Source organism: Arthrobacter sp. UYEF20 (genome assembly GCF_040546335.1).
Classification (GTDB): domain Bacteria; phylum Actinomycetota; class Actinomycetes; order Actinomycetales; family Micrococcaceae; genus Arthrobacter.
On sequence record NZ_JBEPNP010000018.1, the window covers coordinates 1 to 17430 of the forward strand.

Annotated in this window: 17 protein-coding genes; 9 read left to right on the top strand and 8 right to left on the bottom strand. The window is 66.7% G+C overall.

Annotated features, from left to right (window positions below; genetic code table 11):
- Nucleotides 1-134: 134 nt before the first annotated feature.
- Nucleotides 135-620, top strand: coding sequence for an RrF2 family transcriptional regulator (locus tag ABIB26_RS17720; RefSeq protein WP_354246021.1), 486 nt, complete (start codon nt 135-137; stop codon nt 618-620).
- Between the two features lie 44 nt (nt 621-664).
- Here the strand turns inward: ABIB26_RS17720 and ABIB26_RS17725 are convergent, their stop codons facing one another.
- Together ABIB26_RS17725 and ABIB26_RS17730 are read right to left on the bottom strand one after the other, a co-directional pair.
- The gene (locus tag ABIB26_RS17725) at nt 665-1939 is read right to left on the bottom strand and encodes an MFS transporter (RefSeq protein ID WP_354246024.1); all 1275 of its coding nucleotides are present in this window, start codon (nt 1937-1939) and stop codon (nt 665-667) included.
- 83 nt (nt 1940-2022) lie between these two features.
- A complete protein-coding gene (locus ABIB26_RS17730; protein ID WP_354246026.1) occupies nt 2023-3042 on the bottom strand; it encodes a zinc-dependent alcohol dehydrogenase family protein in 1020 nt (339 codons plus the stop codon).
- A gap of 134 nt (nt 3043-3176) precedes the next feature.
- Here ABIB26_RS17730 and ABIB26_RS17735 point away from each other — a divergent pair, with 134 nt between their 5' ends.
- Nucleotides 3177-4073 (top strand): helix-turn-helix transcriptional regulator, encoded by an 897-nt coding sequence (locus ABIB26_RS17735; protein ID WP_354246029.1) that lies wholly within the window; start codon nt 3177-3179, stop codon nt 4071-4073.
- A 17-nt stretch (nt 4074-4090) separates the two neighbouring features.
- Here ABIB26_RS17735 and ABIB26_RS17740 read toward each other — a convergent pair whose 3' ends face one another.
- On the bottom strand, nt 4091-4909 hold the full coding sequence (locus tag ABIB26_RS17740) for a purine-nucleoside phosphorylase (protein WP_354246032.1): 819 nt from the start codon (nt 4907-4909) through the stop codon (nt 4091-4093).
- Nucleotides 4910-5013: 104 nt separating this feature from the next.
- Here ABIB26_RS17740 and ABIB26_RS17745 point away from each other — a divergent pair, with 104 nt between their 5' ends.
- The 3 genes from ABIB26_RS17745 to ABIB26_RS17755 are packed head-to-tail and all read left to right on the top strand — an operon-like array spanning nt 5014 to nt 7088.
- Nucleotides 5014-6429 (top strand): NAD(P)H-quinone dehydrogenase, encoded by a 1416-nt coding sequence (locus ABIB26_RS17745; protein WP_354246035.1) that lies wholly within the window; start codon nt 5014-5016, stop codon nt 6427-6429.
- 21 nt (nt 6430-6450) lie between these two features.
- Entirely contained in the window at nt 6451-6942 is a 492-nt protein-coding gene (locus tag ABIB26_RS17750) for a hypothetical protein (protein ID WP_354246038.1), read from the top strand.
- The gene (locus tag ABIB26_RS17755) at nt 6909-7088 is read left to right on the top strand and encodes a hypothetical protein (RefSeq protein ID WP_354246041.1); all 180 of its coding nucleotides are present in this window, start codon (nt 6909-6911) and stop codon (nt 7086-7088) included. The genes ABIB26_RS17750 and ABIB26_RS17755 overlap by 34 nt, the downstream gene beginning before the upstream one ends.
- A gap of 11 nt (nt 7089-7099) precedes the next feature.
- Here ABIB26_RS17755 and ABIB26_RS17760 read toward each other — a convergent pair whose 3' ends face one another.
- The gene (locus tag ABIB26_RS17760; RefSeq protein WP_354246044.1) at nt 7100-7792 is read right to left on the bottom strand and encodes a hypothetical protein; all 693 of its coding nucleotides are present in this window, start codon (nt 7790-7792) and stop codon (nt 7100-7102) included.
- Between the two features lie 147 nt (nt 7793-7939).
- Entirely contained in the window at nt 7940-8482 is a 543-nt protein-coding gene (locus ABIB26_RS17765) for a hypothetical protein (protein WP_354246047.1), read from the bottom strand.
- A 139-nt stretch (nt 8483-8621) separates the two neighbouring features.
- On the opposite strand from ABIB26_RS17765, the gene ABIB26_RS17770 reads away from it, so the two are divergent.
- Genes ABIB26_RS17770 through ABIB26_RS17780 form a run of 3 tightly spaced genes read left to right on the top strand, consistent with a single transcriptional unit; the run spans nt 8622 to nt 10280 of the window.
- Nucleotides 8622-9395 carry a GmrSD restriction endonuclease domain-containing protein gene (locus ABIB26_RS17770; RefSeq protein WP_354246049.1) on the top strand — a complete coding sequence of 258 codons (774 nt, stop codon included), beginning with the start codon at nt 8622-8624 and terminating at the stop codon, nt 9393-9395.
- Nucleotides 9370-9774, top strand: coding sequence for a hypothetical protein (locus ABIB26_RS17775; RefSeq protein ID WP_354246051.1), 405 nt, complete (start codon nt 9370-9372; stop codon nt 9772-9774). Before ABIB26_RS17770 ends, ABIB26_RS17775 begins: the two co-directional genes overlap by 26 nt.
- A 5-nt stretch (nt 9775-9779) precedes the next feature.
- Nucleotides 9780-10280, top strand: a complete 501-nt coding sequence (locus ABIB26_RS17780; RefSeq protein ID WP_354246052.1) for a HEPN domain-containing protein — start codon at nt 9780-9782, stop codon at nt 10278-10280.
- Between the two features lie 116 nt (nt 10281-10396).
- Here the strand turns inward: ABIB26_RS17780 and ABIB26_RS17785 are convergent, their stop codons facing one another.
- From ABIB26_RS17785 to ABIB26_RS17795, 3 genes are read right to left on the bottom strand one after another with little or no spacing between them, the layout of a single operon-like run.
- Nucleotides 10397-11953, bottom strand: coding sequence for an FAD-dependent oxidoreductase (locus ABIB26_RS17785; protein WP_354246055.1), 1557 nt, complete (start codon nt 11951-11953; stop codon nt 10397-10399).
- Entirely contained in the window at nt 11950-14205 is a 2256-nt protein-coding gene (locus ABIB26_RS17790) for a molybdopterin oxidoreductase family protein (protein WP_354246057.1), read from the bottom strand. The genes ABIB26_RS17785 and ABIB26_RS17790 overlap by 4 nt, the downstream gene beginning before the upstream one ends.
- Before the next feature lies 1 nt (nt 14206).
- On the bottom strand, nt 14207-15631 hold the full coding sequence (locus ABIB26_RS17795; RefSeq protein WP_354246059.1) for an MFS transporter: 1425 nt from the start codon (nt 15629-15631) through the stop codon (nt 14207-14209).
- A 303-nt stretch (nt 15632-15934) separates the two neighbouring features.
- Between ABIB26_RS17795 and ABIB26_RS17800 the strand changes: the two genes are divergently transcribed.
- Entirely contained in the window at nt 15935-17347 is a 1413-nt protein-coding gene (locus tag ABIB26_RS17800; protein WP_354246062.1) for an MFS transporter, read from the top strand.
- The last annotated feature ends 83 nt before the right edge of the window (nt 17348-17430 follow it).

Here is a 17430-nt window from a genome sequence, read left to right on the forward strand (position 1 = left end):
CGCCGACACTCCGCGCTCGATTACCGACGGCCCAACGAAGTCCACTATGGTTATCGACAGCCAGCACTGGCAGCGTAGAAGAATCCACCAATTCCACTGTCCGAAATCCTCGCGGCAGCTCAAACGTCTGGAATATGAAGATGGGCCGAGGGGTGGAATGGGCCGTGCACAGTTGCGTCAACATGGCGTGGACGCCGGGGGAGGAGGCGGTGAACAGCGCCCGGCTGGCGGAGTACTACAAGCTCCCCGGCGCCTACCTGAACAAGCAGCTCCAGGCACTGGTCCGCGCCGGCGTCCTGACCTCAGTCTCGGGACCCCGGGGAGGTTTCCACCTGGCACGCAGGCCCGAAAACATCACCGTGCTGGATGTTGTCCTGGCACTCGAAGGTCCCGAGCCGGCATTCCGCTGTGAAGGCATCCTGGGAAACGTTCCCGATGCCGATCCCGGGGTGAACCATGTCCGGACCTGCCTCATTTCGCAGACCATGCGCCAGGCCGAACTGGTGTGGCGGCAGGCTTTGGCACGCCAGACCATCGCCGGAATCGCCGATTCGATGGATCGGCGGTTTCCGGACGACAGGCAGAAGGCACTTAAGTACCTTGCCGCCGAAGGCAACTAGGCGCGTCGCGTGCTGGGCGAGCTGACCGGCTAAGTGCCGTAGGACTACGGTTTCGTGGGGAATGCCGTGCGGCGCCCAACAAATGCGACCGCCAGCGCGGTCAGGGCAAGCCCGCTCATGACGACCGGAAGGGTGACGCCGTCAAAGTTGCCGATGACGACGGCGCCGATCACGCCGGCGGCGAAGATGGCGACGTTGAAGGCGACGCCGAGCATGGAGTTCGCGACGTCGGCGTTCTCGCCGCTTGCCATGCTGATGGCCGTTTGCAGTTGGGCCGCTGCGCCCCCGAAAGCCAGGCCCCAGAGGACGATCGCGACAAGGACGGCGACGACTGACTCGTGGCCGATGATAAAGACCACACCCGCGGCAAGGAACAGTGTGATGCTGCCAAGGACCAGTGGCCGGAGGGCGCGGTCAATGACGGCGCCGGTGAAGCCGATGCCGATCAGGGCTGCGACGCCAAAGGTCACCAGCGCGACGTCGACGGAGAGCCGGAGGTTGCCGGAGCGGAGGTAGGCGGAGATATAGGTGTAAACGATGTTGTGCGCGAGCATCCAGGCGACGATGACGGCGAGGATCACCGCGACGCCGGGAATGTGGAGGATGCGCACCAGCGGGACGCGGGAGGCCGCCGCCTGGCCGGGTGCATCGGGGACGAGGGCCGCGGCGAGCAAGGCGGTGATGAGTGTCAGGACCGCCAGCGTCCCGAAGGACAAGCGCCAGTCGAACGCTGTTCCCAGCCATGAACCCAGCGGGGTCCCGACGGCCAGGCCGATCGGAGTGCCGATCGAGGCGATCGCCAGCGCCCTACCGGCGTATTTCGGGGCGGTGATGCGCCGCGCATAGCCGGCGAGCATTCCCCAGATCAGGCCGGAGAAGGCCCCGGCCAGGAAACGTGCCGCGAGGGACAGCGCAATCTCGCCGGAGAACGCCGTGATGATGTTAGCGACAAGGAATCCGAGGACTCCGACGATGAAGACCGGCTTTCGGCGCATGCCACGGGTCAGGGCGACAGCGGGCATCGTCGCGATGACCGTTCCCAGGGCGTAGGCGCTGACGAGCTGTCCCGCGGTGCCCTCGCTGGTGCTCAGGCCGGCGGCGATTTGCGGCAACAGGCCAGCGGGCATGGTTTCGGTGGCGATGAGGATGAATCCCATGAGCGCCATGACCAGGAGAGCGGCCAAGGGCAGGCGGTCGCCTGGAACCGACGAGTCCACAGGCGTGGCCGCCGTCGTCTCCACAGGGGCGAAGGCATCCGCGGCGGAAACGGGGCCCGTGCGCACGCTTCCAGTGCCGTTCGTCGCGGTTTCTGAGATCAAGGTGGTTTCGTTTCTTCCTGTTGGCTGCGGCCACTGAAGCTCGCAGGCGAGCACGTCGGTGTCTCCGCCGGTCGAGGAACCTGTTACGGCTGGAGCAGGACCTTGATGGCCCGGCGCTCGTCCATGGCCCGGTACGCCTCGGCCGCATCCTCGAGTGGGAGGGTGAGGTCGAAGACCTTGCCGGGGTCGATCTTGCGGTCCCAGATGAGCTGGATCAGTTCGGGCAGGAAGCGGCGGACCGGTGCGGGGCCGCCGTGCAGGTGCACACCGGAGAAGAACAGTTCTTCGCCGGGCAGCTGCACGTCATGGGAGACGCCGACATAGCCGACATGACCGCCGGGGCGGGTAGAGCGGACGGCCTGCATCATCGACTCCTGGGTGCCGACGGCCTCGATCACCGAGTGGGCACCGAGCCCGCCGGTGAGCTCCTTGATCCGTGCCGCTCCGTGGTCGCCGCGTTCTTCGACGATGTCGGTGGCGCCGAACTCCTTGGCCAGTGCCTGCCGGTCGGCATGCCGTGACATGGCAATGATCCGCTCGGCACCGAGCTGTGTGGCCGCCAGGATGCCGAGCAGGCCGACGGCTCCGTCACCGACGACGGCGACGGTCTTTCCCGGACCGGCCTCGGCAGCGACCGCGGCGAACCAACCGGTGCCCAGCACATCCGAGGCCGCCAGGAGCGACGGAATCAGATCGGCGGAGGGCTGGCCCGGGGTGGTCACGAGGGTGCCGTCCGCCAGCGGGATGCGGGCGCGCTCGGCCTGGGTGCCGATCATGCCCATGGGCTCGACGTGGACGCAGCGGGACTGGTATCCGGCCTGGCAGATCTCGCAGGTGTTGTCCGAGGCCATGAACGAGCCGACGACGAAGTCGCCGGGCTTGAGCGTCTTGACGTCCGCGCCGATCTCCTCGACCACGCCGACGTATTCGTGGCCCATCGGGGTGTCCGCCGCCTCGTCGGCACCGCGGTACGGCCAAAGATCGGAACCGCACACGCAAGTGGCACTGACGCGGATGATCGCGTCGGTGGGTTCGACGATCTTCGGGTTCTCGCGTTCGGCGACGCGGACATCGCCGGGGGCGTGCATGATGACTCCACGCATGATGGGTGCTCTCCTCGCTATCGGTTGGTCCTTCCCTACAAGGACACCACTCAACGCGCGGACGGGGGAGTCCCGGTTGGTGGAGGTACCAGCAGGGACTCCCTCGGCATGCGGACATCGTTTAGCGTGGAGGCATGGACAATCGAGCGGAAGTGCGTGAGTTCCTCACGTCGCGCCGTGCCAAGGTGACCCCGGATCAGGTCGGTCTCCCTACCGGCACCAATCGGCGGGTCAAGGGTCTGCGCCGCATTGAGGTCGCGAGCCTGGCCGGGGTGAGCGTCGAGTACTACACGCGCATGGAACGCGGCGCGATCAGCGGCGCCTCACCTGAGGTCCTCGACAGTCTGGCCAGGGCCTTGGACCTTGATGATGCCGAGCGGGCGCACCTGTTCGATCTCGCCCACTCCGCAAGCCCGGTGGCCAGGCCGCCGCGGCGCCGTAACTCGAAGACCTGGGCCCCGCACCAGAGCCTGCAGTGGACGCTGGATGCGATCACCGCCGGCCCGGCGTTCGTCCGCAACGGACGCATGGACCTGCTCGCCGTCAACACCCTGGCCCGCGCGTTCTACCAGGACGTCTACGACATGCCGGGCCAGCCGCCGAACATGGCCCGGTACACCTTCCTCGATCCCCGCGCGCACGAGTTCTACCCCGACTGGGACCTTTTCGCCGAGGTGACCGTCGCCATCTTGCGCACCGAAGCCGCCCGCGACCCACACAACAAGGAACTCCACGACCTCATCGGCGAGCTCAGCACCCGCTGCGAGGAGTTCCGGCGCCGGTGGGGCGCGCACAACGTCCGTCATCACGGCACCGGCTTCAAGACATTCCACCATCCGGTCGTCGGCGAACTCACCTTGGCCTTCGAGGGCTTGGAGATGGCCGCGGAACCCGGCCTGACACTCACCATCTACACCGCCGAGCCCGTCACCGGCTCCGAACAATCGATGCGCCTCCTCGCCTCATGGGCCGCCAGCGAATACGGAACCCCGGCCCCCTTGTCCCCGGCAAGGGAATCCACCGACCACTGACCCCGGGATGTGGGTTTCTAGAGCTTGGCGATGATCTCCGCGAGCAGCCGGGAGATGCGCGGGCCCGCGGCCTGACCGGCTTCGAGGACTTCCCCGTGGCTGAGCGGGACCGGGCTGATGCCGGCGGCGAGGTTGGTCACGAGTGAAATGCCGAAGACCTCCATGCCGGCGTGGCGGCCGGCGATGGCTTCGAGGGCGGTGGACATGCCCACCAGGCTGGCGCCGATCCGCTTGGCGTACTGCACCTCGGCGGGGGTCTCGTAGTGCGGTCCGGTGAACTGCGCGTAGACGCCTTCGTCCAGCGAGGCGTCGACTTCGCGGGCCAGGGCGCGGATGCGCGAGGAGTACAGGTCCGTCAGGTCCACGAAGGTGGCGCCTTCAAGCGGGGACGTGGCGGTGAGGTTGATGTGGTCGCTGATCAGCACGGGCGTGCCGGGCGTCCAGTCCTCGTTCAGGCCGCCGCAGCCGTTGGTCAGGACCAGCGTCTTGCAGCCGGCCGCCGCGGCGGTGCGCACGCCGTGGACCACGGCGCGGACGCCCTTGCCCTCGTAGTAGTGGGTGCGCGCGCCCAGGACCAGGGCCCGCTTGCCCTCCCTGGTCAGCACCGAGCGGATGGTGCCCGTGTGGCCCACCACCGACGGGGAGGAGAACCCCGGGACCTCGGCCGCGGACAGCGTAGCGGTGGTCTCGCCGATCAGTTCTGCGGCGTCGGCCCAGCCCGAACCGAGCACCAGGGCCACGTCGTGGGCCTCGACGCCCGTCTCCTCGGCGATATAGTCGGCGGCGGCGCGGGCGGCGTCGAAGGGATCAGTGTTCAGGAATTCTGTTGTACTCACCGGTACAAGTTATCGTGCCGGTGGCGTGCTGCCCAGCACCCCGTGCGGCATGGTTCGGGCCCGTTTCTTGGTGGGCCGGTGCGGATGGAGGACAATGGATGATTGTGACTACGCATCCCGAATTCAGCTCACCCCGCATCGCAATCCTCGGCGGGGGGCCCGGTGGCTACGAAGCGGCCATGGTCGCCGCCTCGCTGGGGGCCCAGGTCACCATCATCGAGCGGGCGGGGCTCGGCGGATCCGCGGTGCTGACTGACGTCGTGCCCTCCAAAACCCTGATCGCGACGGCGGACCTGATGACCCGCGTGGCCGAGGCAGGGGAGCTGGGCGTCAAGTTCGACGTCGACGGCGGCGATTTCGTTCCGGTGATGCGTGCCGACCTCAAACACATCAATGACCGCCTCCTGGGCCTCGCGCGGAAGCAGTCCGAGGACATCCGGGCCGGCCTGGAGCACCAGGGCGTCCGCATCCTGATCGGCTCCGGCAAAATGCTGGACAGCCACACCATCGAGGTCCTCACCGTCGACGGCACCGAAACCGTCGAGGCCGACGCGATCCTGCTGGCGGTCGGCGCCCACCCGCGCGAACTCCCCACCGCGCGGCCGGACGGCATCCGGATCCTGAACTGGGCCCAGATCTACAACCTGGACGAGCTGCCCGAGGACCTGATCGTGGTGGGTTCCGGTGTCACCGGCGCCGAGTTCGCCTCCGCCTACAACGGCCTGGGCTCCAGGGTGACGCTGATTTCCAGCCGCGACCGCGTGCTCCCGGGTTCGGACACCGACGCCGCCGAAGTCCTCGAGGGCGTCTTCGAACGCCGCGGCCTCAAGGTCCTCTCCCGCTCCCGCGCCGAGTCCGTCGAACGCACCGAGGACGGCGTCGTGGTCACCCTCGGCGACGGCTCGACGGTGACCGGCAGCCACTGTCTCGTCTGCGTCGGCTCCATCCCCAACACGGACGGGATCGGCCTCGAGGAGGCCGGCGTGGCGCTCACCGAGAGCGGCCACATCAAGGTCGACGGCGTCTCCCGCACCACCGCGCCGAACATCTACGCCGCGGGTGACTGCACCGGCGTCCTGGCCCTGGCCTCCGTCGCCGCCATGCAGGGCCGGATCGCGATCGCCCACTTCCTGGGCGACAGCGTCATGCCGCTCAAGCTGCACCAGGTCGCCTCGAACATCTTCACCTCACCGGAGATCGCCAACGTCGGCGTCTCCGAGGCCGAAATCGAGTCCGGCAAGTACCAGGCCGACATCGTCAAGCTTTCGCTGAAAAGCAACGCCCGCGCCAAGATGCGCAACCACAAGGACGGCTTCGTCAAGATCTTCGCCCGGAAGGGCTCCGGCACCGTGATCGGCGGCGTCGTGGTGGGGCCGAACGCCTCCGAGCTGATCTTCGCGGTCTCCCTCGCGGTGACCCAGAAACTGCACGTCGACGACGTCGCGAGCACCTTCACCGTGTACCCGTCCCTGAGCGGTTCCATTTCCGAAGCCGCGAGGCGCCTGCACGTCCACATGTAACAAATGACGGAGGCCGTAGCCATGCAGAGTCCCCGCACCCTGGTTGAGTCCGTGGAACAGAACCCCGTGCTGCCCTCGGGCCCGGAGGAACGCTTTGCCGGCTACGGCGTGATGGGCGTTCCGTTCAGCTTCGGCTACATCCTGGCCCTGCGGCATTTTGCGGCCTCCTCCATCGGCCCGGGCTACAGCTCGGTCTGGATCCGCGACCCTGCCGGCGTCTGGACAATGCGCAGCACCACCGACCCCGGGTCCTCCTGCCCCCGGTACTTCGGCAGCGCCCTCGGCTCGGCGTCGACGGGCGGGATCTCCATCCGGTGGCGTGACGGCTACTCCTTCAGCGTGGAGGTCGGAGACGGCGTGGACCTGAGCTGGGACCTGACGCTGGCCGCGACGCCGGTGAGCCGGCTAATGTCCGCGGTGTCCGGCGCGGTTCCGGAGCCGCTGTGGCGCAGCCGGACATTCCTGCGCGCCCCCGGCGGATGTGGTTTGTCCGCGAGAGCAAAGCGCACCTGAAGGGGAACAGCCTGGGCCAGACTTCGGCCCTGCTCGTCCAGGACAGGCTCGGTGACTTCTGGATCCCGCAGCGCGGCATCTTCATGATCGGCTCGTCCTTGTTCGAGCCCTTCGACGCCGCCACGCACCTCGCCGCGGGGCACTGAGCCGCGTCGGGTCAGGAATAGGCGTACGGCGGAACGGTGTCGCCGGGGGCGAAGGGTTTGAACCACTGCTCGAAGTCAAGTTCGCTGGCGTCATCTTCGAGATCATCGAGCCTGTCCGAGTACAGGGCCTCACTGTCCGCGTCTTCCAGCAGGACTTCTTCGACGTCGGCCCGCCAGTCTTCGGGAAGGTCCAGTTCGTAGATGTCCTCGGTGATTTCGGCCTGGTCGAGCAGGCAACGGACAGCGAGTTCGGCTGCGAGGCAGCCGGGGGCGGTCCAGCCGCGGACCAGCGATGCGGTGACGTCGGCTGCGACCACGATGAACTTCTGGGTGAACATTGCGTCGTAACTCGCGGCGAACTGCAGCGGCAGGGACGACAGGACCGAGGTCCCTGCGATATCGGTGGGCGTGGCGGCTTCCAGCTGGCCCAGCGTGCCCAGGTCACGGAAAAGCTGGTCGATGAGGATGCTCGACGAGTTCCACAGGAGGCCTGCCAGCAGGCGCGTCTGGCGCACTGACTTCTCACGTTCCTCCGGCGCGACGGCGGCCATTTCGTCCAGGTCTTCGGGATCAAACTGAAGCCGCTGCTCGGCGGTCATGTCGTCGGGATGCGGGTCGAGCCCAAGGAGCTCCAGGCTCAGCCCGTTCAGCTTCTCGGCGTCAGCCAGCAGTTCTTCGGTGATGTCGTCGTCGTCGGCGCTCATGGCCCCGATGCTACCTGCGATTCGTTGTCTGCCCGATTCTCGTTACGCGGCAGATGCCTGGCGTTTCTCGGGGGCAGTTCCGGTGAATGCCTGACGCCGTGCGTCCGCTCACCATTCCGGCGGAGGCCAAGTAGCTGACCCCCGCGATCAGGGGGCCATCCTTGCCGCGGTGAGCGATCCGACCGGACCGGACTTTGCGATCCCTGTGATCACGAACAACAGGACGCCTGGGGCCACGAGCAGCCAGCCTGCCAGAGCGGCACGTCTCAGGCCGACTCTGGCGGCCGGGAACGCCAGTGCGATGACGCTAACGCCATGATGGGTCCGTTTTCGCTGACGAAGTTGCGTGGGCGGCGGGTCCAAGGGCAGCCACGCGCAGGCCGCGATGAACGAAGAAGCCAGGGCGAGCAGCAGGGAGCGGGTGCGTCGGCCAGAACCAGGCCGAGCAGCGAGGATGAGCATCGGCATCACCCAGGCGAGCGATATCAGCATCGCGGCAGCTTCGCCCGGGTTCTGCTGCGTATAGCCGACGATGACGATTACTGCGAGGGCCGTGATCAACGCCATGATGGCCGCCCCGGTCCGTAGCAGCACCGTGGCCCGCTGCTGCGGATCCTTGTCGCGCGTCATGACCACAACGACGGCGAACACAAAAATCGCGCTGAGCACCAAAATGACCAGAATGTTCATGGGATGCCTCCTGCTGACGAACGGAGCCTAGGTCCATTGCATCCCCGCCCAGCGGCTGTGCCAAGGGGGAAGGCCTCAGTTGCCTTCCCATGTCGTGGCATGCTGAACGCTATTGATCTCGCGCGGGTACGCTGATGAAATGACGAATGGATCTCGCGACGCGGAAACAGTGCTTGACTCTCAAGATGCCCTCCTAGATGAAGATTCCGATATTTCGGAGGAGCAACTCGAGGATGAGAGCGCCCCAGACCCAGATCCCGCTCAGGTTGCCTATTCCAGCACAGATTTCGATGTTGAGGGACTTGTCCGCAGATTGAAGCGTGGAGATATTGTCATTCCAACTTTTGGCGTTGAAGTACTGGAAGCGGACCCTATTGAGACCGCACGGTTCCAGCGACCGTTTGTGTGGACGAAGACTCAGATGGATCGATTTATTGAATCCTTGCTTCTCGGTTATCCGATTCCTGGAGTGTTTCTCGTTCAGCAAACGGACCGGAGGTATTTGGTTCTTGATGGACAGCAGCGGCTGCGCACGTTGGCAGCTTACTACCACGGTGTCGTCAACAAGAAAGAATTCGCTCTACAGTCTGTTGCAGAGCGATTCAAGGGCCTGACCTACGAATCTTTGAGCTCGGAACAACGTCGACAGATCGACAATACCTTCATTCAAGCCACGATAGTCCAAACTCAGCCGACAGTTGCTTCGCTTGACGCCATCTATCAGGTGTTCGAGCGTTTGAACTCTGGAGGCACACAGCTCACCCCGCACGAAATTCGCATTGCGCTCTACGCTGGTGACTTCGTCGAGTGGCTTACCGCACTTTCAGAGTCTGCGGAATGGCGTGAAACTTTATGGCAGAGCTGCTCGACACTTGCGAGATCAGGAGTTGATTCTTCGAATTATTGCACTTAATGTGACTCCGGGGTCATACAAACGCCCTCTCAAGAAGTATCTGAACGACGTGATGGCCGCTCATCGCGGACTGGATAATCTGGACAAGGACAACCTAGAAAAGCGCTTCAAGGAGGCCGCTCGACTACTCGCCCAAGGTCCTGGTCCCACAGTCATCCGACCTTATGGAAGTGCTGTGAATTCTGCTCTGACAGAGGCCCTTTTTGTCGGGCTCATGGGGCGTCTCGAGCTGGATTCTCCCTCCCTCCCAGCGGTTAGTGCCGCCACCAAAGAACTACTTGCGGACAAGGAGATGATTGCCTCGTTCACGAAATCAACTGCTGATGAAGAGAACGTCCGCAAACGCCTTGCGCTTGCCACTAGAGCATTCGCGAAATAGTCACCATGGCTAAGAGTTGGCCACCGTGGGAAGTGACCTCGTCGAAGAGTAACCTGGCCCTGCTTCGCGAAATTGTGGAGACCCCCGACAAAGATCTGCCAGCCGAGGCCCTGTCGTGGCTGTCGCGGCTCCTCGTTCTGAGAAGCTGCGGGCATCTGGAACAAGTCGTTCAGAAATGCGCCCAGGGTTATGTCGAGGGGAAGGCCGGCGGTCCCGTTCGATCATTTAGTTTGACTTGGCTTGCCAAGTCGCGGAATCCGTCAGCAAGGGCACTTCGGGAACTTGCGGAACGGTTTGATCCTGCTTGGGCGCAGGACCTCGATAACGTCCTCGACGAGAACGAGCAGAGTCTCCGGCGGCTGTTGGGGAATCTCGTGGATTTTCGAAACCTTATTGCACATGGACAAAATCAAGGCGTTACGCGTGAGAAAGCTCTGGAGCTCGGCGATGCGGCAGAGTCCATATCCGACTGGTGGATTACGACGATGAATCCGCATAATAGTTAGCTGCGACACAAGCCCAGTTCAATGTAGGCAAAGCCTCATTGTCCGCGCGAAGAGGCATGGTCCACTCCTGCGGGCGATAGGTCGCGGCGCATCGAGTTCACGGGGGCACACCGGCGTTACGCCACCGCCCCCTGAAAGTGCTTCTCGATAATCGCCTTGATGTCGTCGTGGCACCCGCCGCATCCGGTGCCCGCCCGCGTGGCGCCGGAAACCTCGGCCACCGTGCCGCACCCGGAAGTAACAGCAGCAGCAATCTTCGTCCCACTCACCCCGGCGCACCGGCACACGGTGCGCTCCGGATCAGCGGCACCCGCGGCCGCCGCCTGGTCTGGCCCGTCCAGGCGCAGCAGCAGTGACCTGTCCGCCGGCAACTCGGCCCCGCGTTCGAAGAGCTGCACCAACTCCGCCGCGGTGCGGGGCATCCCTACCGCCACCAGGCCTTCGAGAACGCCGGCGCGGGTGGTCATCTTCACGTAGCGGCCGTGCTCGGGATCGGCCCACTGGGCGATCTGCAGCCGCGCACGTCCGTTCACGGCCCCGGCAGTCAGCACTTCCTCGTCCCACGGGTCCGCGGAAACATCCCCGGCCACGGCCATGTTCATGCCGCGGGCCTTAAGCACAATGACGCCCGGCAGCTCCGGCGCCAGCACCGGCAGAGCCTCAGCGTCCGGAGCCCCGGAAGCCAGCAGCACCAGGTACTCGGCGAGCCATTCCGCCTGCCGCCAGCCGGGACCCACCAGCCCGGACGGTCCGCGCGCGGTCCGGCACTCGACGCACTCCGGCTCGGGGCAGCGGACCTCGGCGCAGTCGCCGATCGCGAAGATGTGGGGTTCGTGGTGGGCCCGGAGCTTGTGGTCCACCAGGATGCCGGCCGCCGTCGAGAGCCCGCAGCCTTCCGCCAGCTCGGTCCGGGGCCGGACGCCGCAGGAGAGCACCAGCAGGTCGCCGTCGATCGCGGAGCCGTCGTCCAGCAGCAGGGCCGAGAAGCCGCCGTCGGGCGCGTTGTGTTCCACGCCGACGGAGCGCGCATTGCCGGCCACCCGGACGCCGCAGTTCCGCAGGCTCGCCGCGAGCACGGCGCCGCCGCCGCGGTCGATGTTCCGGCCCAGCGGGTGGGGACCGTTGTGCACCACAGTGACGGTGGCGCCTTCCTCGGCCGCGGCGAGGGCGGTCTCCAGCCCGAGCACGCCGCCGCCCAGGACCACGACGCGCTTGCCGCCCGCCACCGCCGCCTGCAACACCGAGGCGTCGCGCAGGTCCCGGAGGGCAGTCACGCCGGTAGGCAGCACGGGCGAGGCCGGATCCGGGTTCAGCCCGGTGAGGTTGGGGATCACAGGGCGGGAGCCGGTTGCGAAGACCAGCCGGTCGTAACCGGGGGAGGTGCCGTCGCTCAACTTAAGCTGCTGCCGGGCGCGGTCCACCCGGCGGACGCGCACTCCGAGCCGGACGTCGACGCCGTCGGCAATCAGCGCGGCGGCATCGGACAGCGCCAATGCAGAAGCGGTGGTCCGTCCGACGCCGAGGTCAGCCACTAGCACGCGGTTGTACGCGGCCTCCGCCTCCTCGCCGACCACCATCAGCTGCGCCAGGCCGCTGCGCACCGCCGGCAACAGCTCGTCGACCAGCCGCGCGGCCACCGGGCCGAAGCCTACAACAACAATGCGCTCAGTCATGAGGCCCCCTCTTTCTGAAGATCAGCAGCCAGCAACACACCGCTCGGAAGAAGACCGGCGCCCGGCCGCACCCACACCTTGCTGGTCTTGAACTCCGGCATCCCGGAAATCGGATCAGTCGCCGCCTCGGTGAGCCGGTTGGCGCTCTCCAGCTCCGGGAAATGGAACGGCAGGAACACCGTCTCGGGCCGGATGTCCGTGCTCAGTTCGGCCCGGCAGCTGACCTCGCCGCGCTCATTGGAGATCGAGACGAAGTCGCCCGCGGCGATGCCCTGCGCCGCGGCGGCCGCGGGATGGATCTGCAGCCGCGCCTCGGGCTGGGCCTCGGCGAGGGCGGCCACCCGGCGGGTCTGCGCGCCGGACTGGTAGTGCTCCATCAGTCGGCCGGTGATCAGGGTCATCGGCGTACCGAATTGTCCAGTGCCGGCCCGGTCCGCGGCCGCTGCGGCGTCCGCGGCAGAAGGCGTACGACGGCGGGCGGTCACCGCCGTGAACACCGCCCGGCCGTCCGTGTGGGCAAAGGAGTCCAGGAACAGCCGGGGCGTGCCGGTGCTTCCGGACGGGTAGGGCCAGTAGGCGGCCTCGCCGCGGTCCAGCATGGCGTAGTCGATCCCGGAGTAGTCGGCCAGCCCGCCTTCGGACGCGAGCCGGAGCTCCTCGAAGACGGTCTCCGGGTCCTCGCTGAACGTGGACGGAGCATCCAACAACTCGGCCAACCGGGTCATGATCCACAGCTCCGTGCGCACCCCGGGCGGGGAAGCGAGGGCGCGGCGGCGGCGGAGCACGCGGCCCTCGAGGTTGGTCAGGGTGCCTTCCTCCTCGGCCCACTGGGTGACCGGCAGGATGAGGTCGGCCTCGGCGGCGGTCTCGGAGATGAAGAAGTCGCAGACCACCAGGAAGTCCAGGCTGCGCAGCCCCTTGATCACAGCGTTGGCGTCCGGCGCGGAGACCGCCACGTTGGCGCCGTGCACGAAGAGGCAGCGGACGCCGTCGGGCTGTCCCATTGACTTCAACAGTTCGACGGCGGGAACGCCGGGTCCGGGGATGAGCGCTTCCGGGACACCCCAGACCCGTGCCATGTGGGCGCGGGCGGCGGGGTCGGTGATTTTGCGGTAGCCGGGGAGCTGGTCGGCCTTCTGGCCGTGTTCGCGGCCGCCCTGGCCGTTGCCCTGGCCGGTGAGGGTGCCGTAGCCGCTGCGCGCGGAGCCGGGCAGGCCCAGCAGCAGCGCGAGGTTGATGGCGGCGGTGGCGGTGTCCGTGCCGTCGACGTGCTGTTCCACGCCGCGGCCGGTGAGGATGTAGCTGCCGCCCTGCCGGGCACCGTCGGCCAGCCTGCGGGCGGTGTCCCGGATCAGCCCGGCAGGGACGCCGGTCAGGGACTGCACGCGTTCCGGCCAGTAGGAGGCGACGCTCCGGACCAGGGCCTCGTAACCCGAAGTCCGGGAGGTGATGTAGCCCGAGTCGGCGAGGCCTTCGTGGATCACGACGTGGGAGAGGCCGAGGAGCAGGGCGAGGTCGGTGCCGGGCAGCGGCTGCAGGTGCAGCCCGCCGCCGTCGGACGTGAACGCAGCGGTGGCCGAGCGGCGGGGGTCCACCACGATCAGCCCGCCGGCGTCGCGGGCGCCCTGCAGGTGCTGCACGAACGGCGGCATGGTCTCGGCGACGTTGGAGCCGAGCATCAGGATGGTGCTGGCGGCGTCGAGGTCCTCCAGCGGGAAGGGCAGGCCGCGGTCCAGGCCGAAGGCGCGCATCCCGGCCGCGGCGGCCGAGGACATGCAGAACCGGCCGTTGTAGTCGATCCGGGAGGTGCCCAGCGCCAGCCGGGCGAACTTGCCCAGCTGGTAGGCCTTCTCGTTGGTGAGCCCGCCGCCGCCGAAGACGCCGACGGCGTCGGCCCCGTAGCGTGCCCGGGTGTCCTTGACCGCGGCGGTGATGAGTTCCAGGGCCTCGTCCCAGCCGATGGGGCGGTGGACGCCGTCGGCGTCCTTGAGCAGCGGCTCGGTGACACGGCCGGGGTGGGTCAGCAGCGAGGCGGAGGTCCAGCCCTTGCGGCACAGGCCGCCGCGGTTGGTGGGGAAATCGCGGCCGGTAACTTCGAGGGGCGGCAGGCCGACGGCGGGTGCCGGCGCCGGCTGCTCCGGCACGGGGTCTGACCCCGGCTGGGTGGCCGGGGTCAGAGCCGCTGGGGACTTGAGCGTCATGGCGCACTGCAGCGCGCAGTAAGGGCAGTGCGTGTCGGCGCTTTTGGTCATGTTAGACGTGTCCCATCGCGTTTCGGTTGGCGTTGCGGATGTAGCAGGCCCAGCAGACGATCAGCATCAGGACGTACGCCCCGACAAAGCCGTAGAACGCCGGGGTGTAGGAGCCGCTGGCGCTGTTGGAGGCATTGAGCACCTGCGGGATGACAAACCCGCCGTAGGCGCCGATGGCCGAGATGAGGCCAAGGGCCGAGGACGCGAGTCGCTGGGTGGCCACTGTGCTGGCGCCGGACTTTGCTGCCCGGCTGGAGGTGGCGAAGATGACCGGGATCATCCGGTACGTTGCGCCGTTGCCGAAGCCGCTGGCGGTGAAGAGCATCAGGAACAGGACCAGGAAGAGCCAGAAGTTCTTCAGCGGCAGGGTCCAGATCATGGTCAGGGTGATGACGGCCATGGCGGCGAAGGCTGTAACGGTCATCCGGGCGCCGCCCATCCGGTCGGCCATCCGTCCGCCGTAGGGGCGGGCGAGCGAGCCGACCAGCGGGCCCAGGAAGGCGAGGGAGAGCGCCACGGTGCCGACGCCGATGGAGGAGAACGCCGGGAAGTAGTCCTTGATGAGCTTGGGGAAGACGCCGGCGAAGCCGATGAAGGAGCCGAAGGTGCCGATGTACAGCAGCGCCATGACCCACAGGTGCGGTTCCTTGAGCGCGGCGAGCGAGCCCGCGACGTCGCCCGTGGCGCTGGTGAGGTTGTCCATGTACTTCCAGGCGCCGAACGCGGCGAGCAGGATCAGCGGGACCCACATGAGGCCGGCCATGGGGAGGTTGACGGTGCCGGCGGCCAGGAGGGTGATGGCAATCGGGACGGCAAGCTGTGCGACGGCGGCACCGAGGTTGCCGCCGGCGGCGTTCAGTCCCAGCGCCCAGCCCTTTTCGCGGGCCGGGTAGAAGAAGGTGATGTTGGCCATGGAGCTGGCGAAGTTGCCGCCGCCGAAGCCGGCGAGGGCCGCCACGAAGAGCATGGTGCCGAACGGGGTCTCCGGGTTGGAGACGCAGAGGGCCAGCCCGGTCGAGGGGATCAGCAGCAGCAGGGCGGACACGATGGTCCAGTTGCGGCCGCCGAAGCGGGGGACCATGAACGTGTAGGGGATCCGGAGGGTGGCGCCGACCAGGCTGGGCATCGAGATCAGCCAGAAGATTTCCGAGGTGGTGAAGGTGAAGCCGGCGGCGGGCAGCTGGACCACGACGATCGACCAGAGCTGCCAGACGACGAAGCCCAGGAACTCGGCGAAGATGGACCAGTTCAGGTTGCGCCGGGCAATGGGGCGGCCCAGGGTTTCCCACTGCTCCTTGTTCTCGGCATCCCAGTTGGCGATCCAGCGGCCGGGACGGTACTCAAGGGCGGGCCCACCGAGGGTGGTGCCGGCGTTGATATCGGGGGAAACGCCGGTTTGGGCGTTTGCGGTGCGTTCAGCAGTCACGGGGACCTCCTTGGGGGACGTTGTCCTTCCACGGTAGGGAAGCCGCGTTTCCGGGACCGTCGCCGTTTGTTAACGTGCTGTGACGTTTGCCTATCGGCGCGTTGGTTGCAGCGTGAGGGACGCCGTGGGGCATAGTGTGATGACCACCACGTGAGACAAATAAGAATGTCCAAATAGTGGATCGTTTGTCCAGTCAGTGGACGGCGGGAACTATTATCAGACATATACCAATCCCTTAGCCGAACGGCCCGGGGCCCCGCGCCCTGCAGCAGCTCCGTCCGGTCTTGATGAAAGCGCTACTACATGCCATCCATTGCCACTTCCACGGAGCATGGGTCCGCCAAGCCGGTGAACTCGCGCGGCCGCGTGATCGTCGCCAGCCTGATCGGCACCACCGTGGAGTTTTACGACTTCTACGTCTACGCCACGGCCGCGGTGCTCGTTTTCCCGAAGCTGTTCTTCCCGGGCCAGAACGAGACCACCCAGCTGCTGAGCTCCTTTGCCGTGTTCGGCGTCGCGTTCGTCGCCCGCCCGCTCGGCTCAATTGTCTTCGGCCACTTCGGTGACAAGTTCGGACGCAAGGGCACCCTGGTGGCGTCACTGCTGACCATGGGTATTGCCACCTTCCTCATCGGCTGCCTGCCCACAGCGCTGGTCCCGGGCTGGACGTTCTGGGCGCCGGCACTCCTGGTGGTCCTGCGCTTCGCCCAGGGCCTGGCCCTCGGCGGCGAATGGAGCGGCGCGGCCCTGCTGGCCACCGAGAACGCCCCGGCCAACAAGCGCGCCATCTGGGGCACGTTCCCGCAGCTGGGTGCCCCGATCGGCTTCATCATTGCCAACGTGATCTTCCTGGTCTTCAGCTACACCCTGACTCCGGCGGCGTTCGAAGCCTGGGGCTGGCGTGTGCCGTTCCTGGTCAGTGCCGTCATGGTCATCATCGGCCTCTACGTCCGCCTCAAACTCATCGAAACGCCCGCCTTCACCAAGGTGCTCGAATCCAAAGTGGTCGCCAAGCTGCCGCTGGCCAGGGTCTTCAAGAGCAGCTGGCGCCAGCTCATCATGGGCACGTTCATCATGCTCGCCACCTACGTGCTCTTCTACCTGATGACCACGTTCACGCTGACCTACGGCACCCGCGCCTCCAGCCTGGACGCCGCCAAGGCCGCCGCGGAGAAGGCCGGCAAGCCGATGACCGAGGCCGCCGCAGCCGCCTTCGTGCCCGGCCTGGGCTTCAGCCGCAACGACTTCCTCTGGATGCTGATTGCCGGCGTCGTCTTCTTCGGCATCTTCACCCTGGTCTCCGGCCCGCTGGCCGAGAAGTTCGGCCGCCGCAAGATGCTGCTCGCCGTCACCGCCGGCATCTTCGTCTTCGGGCTGCTGTTCGTCCCGCTCTTCGGCGGCGGCTTCATTGGCACCATGGCCCTGCTGATCCTCGGCTTCTCCCTGATGGGCCTGACCTTCGGGCCGATGGGCGCGCTGCTGCCGGAGCTGTTCCCCACGAACGTCCGGTACACCGGCTCCGCCATCAGCTACAACTTCTCCAGCATCCTGGGCGCAGCGGTGGCCCCGTTCATCGCCGTCTGGCTCTGGGAAATGGCGAAGGGCAGCCCCGTGCTGGTAGGCGTCTACCTCACCGCCATGTCGGTCCTGACGCTGATCGCCCTGTTCGTGAGCAAGGAAACCCGCGACCTGGACTACGAGAACAACGTGGCCTGACGCTCGCTTTCAGCCTGGGCTGACGTTCCTGCCCACTTACTGACGGAAAGCCCGGCGTGAACCCTGGATTTCAGGGGGCATGC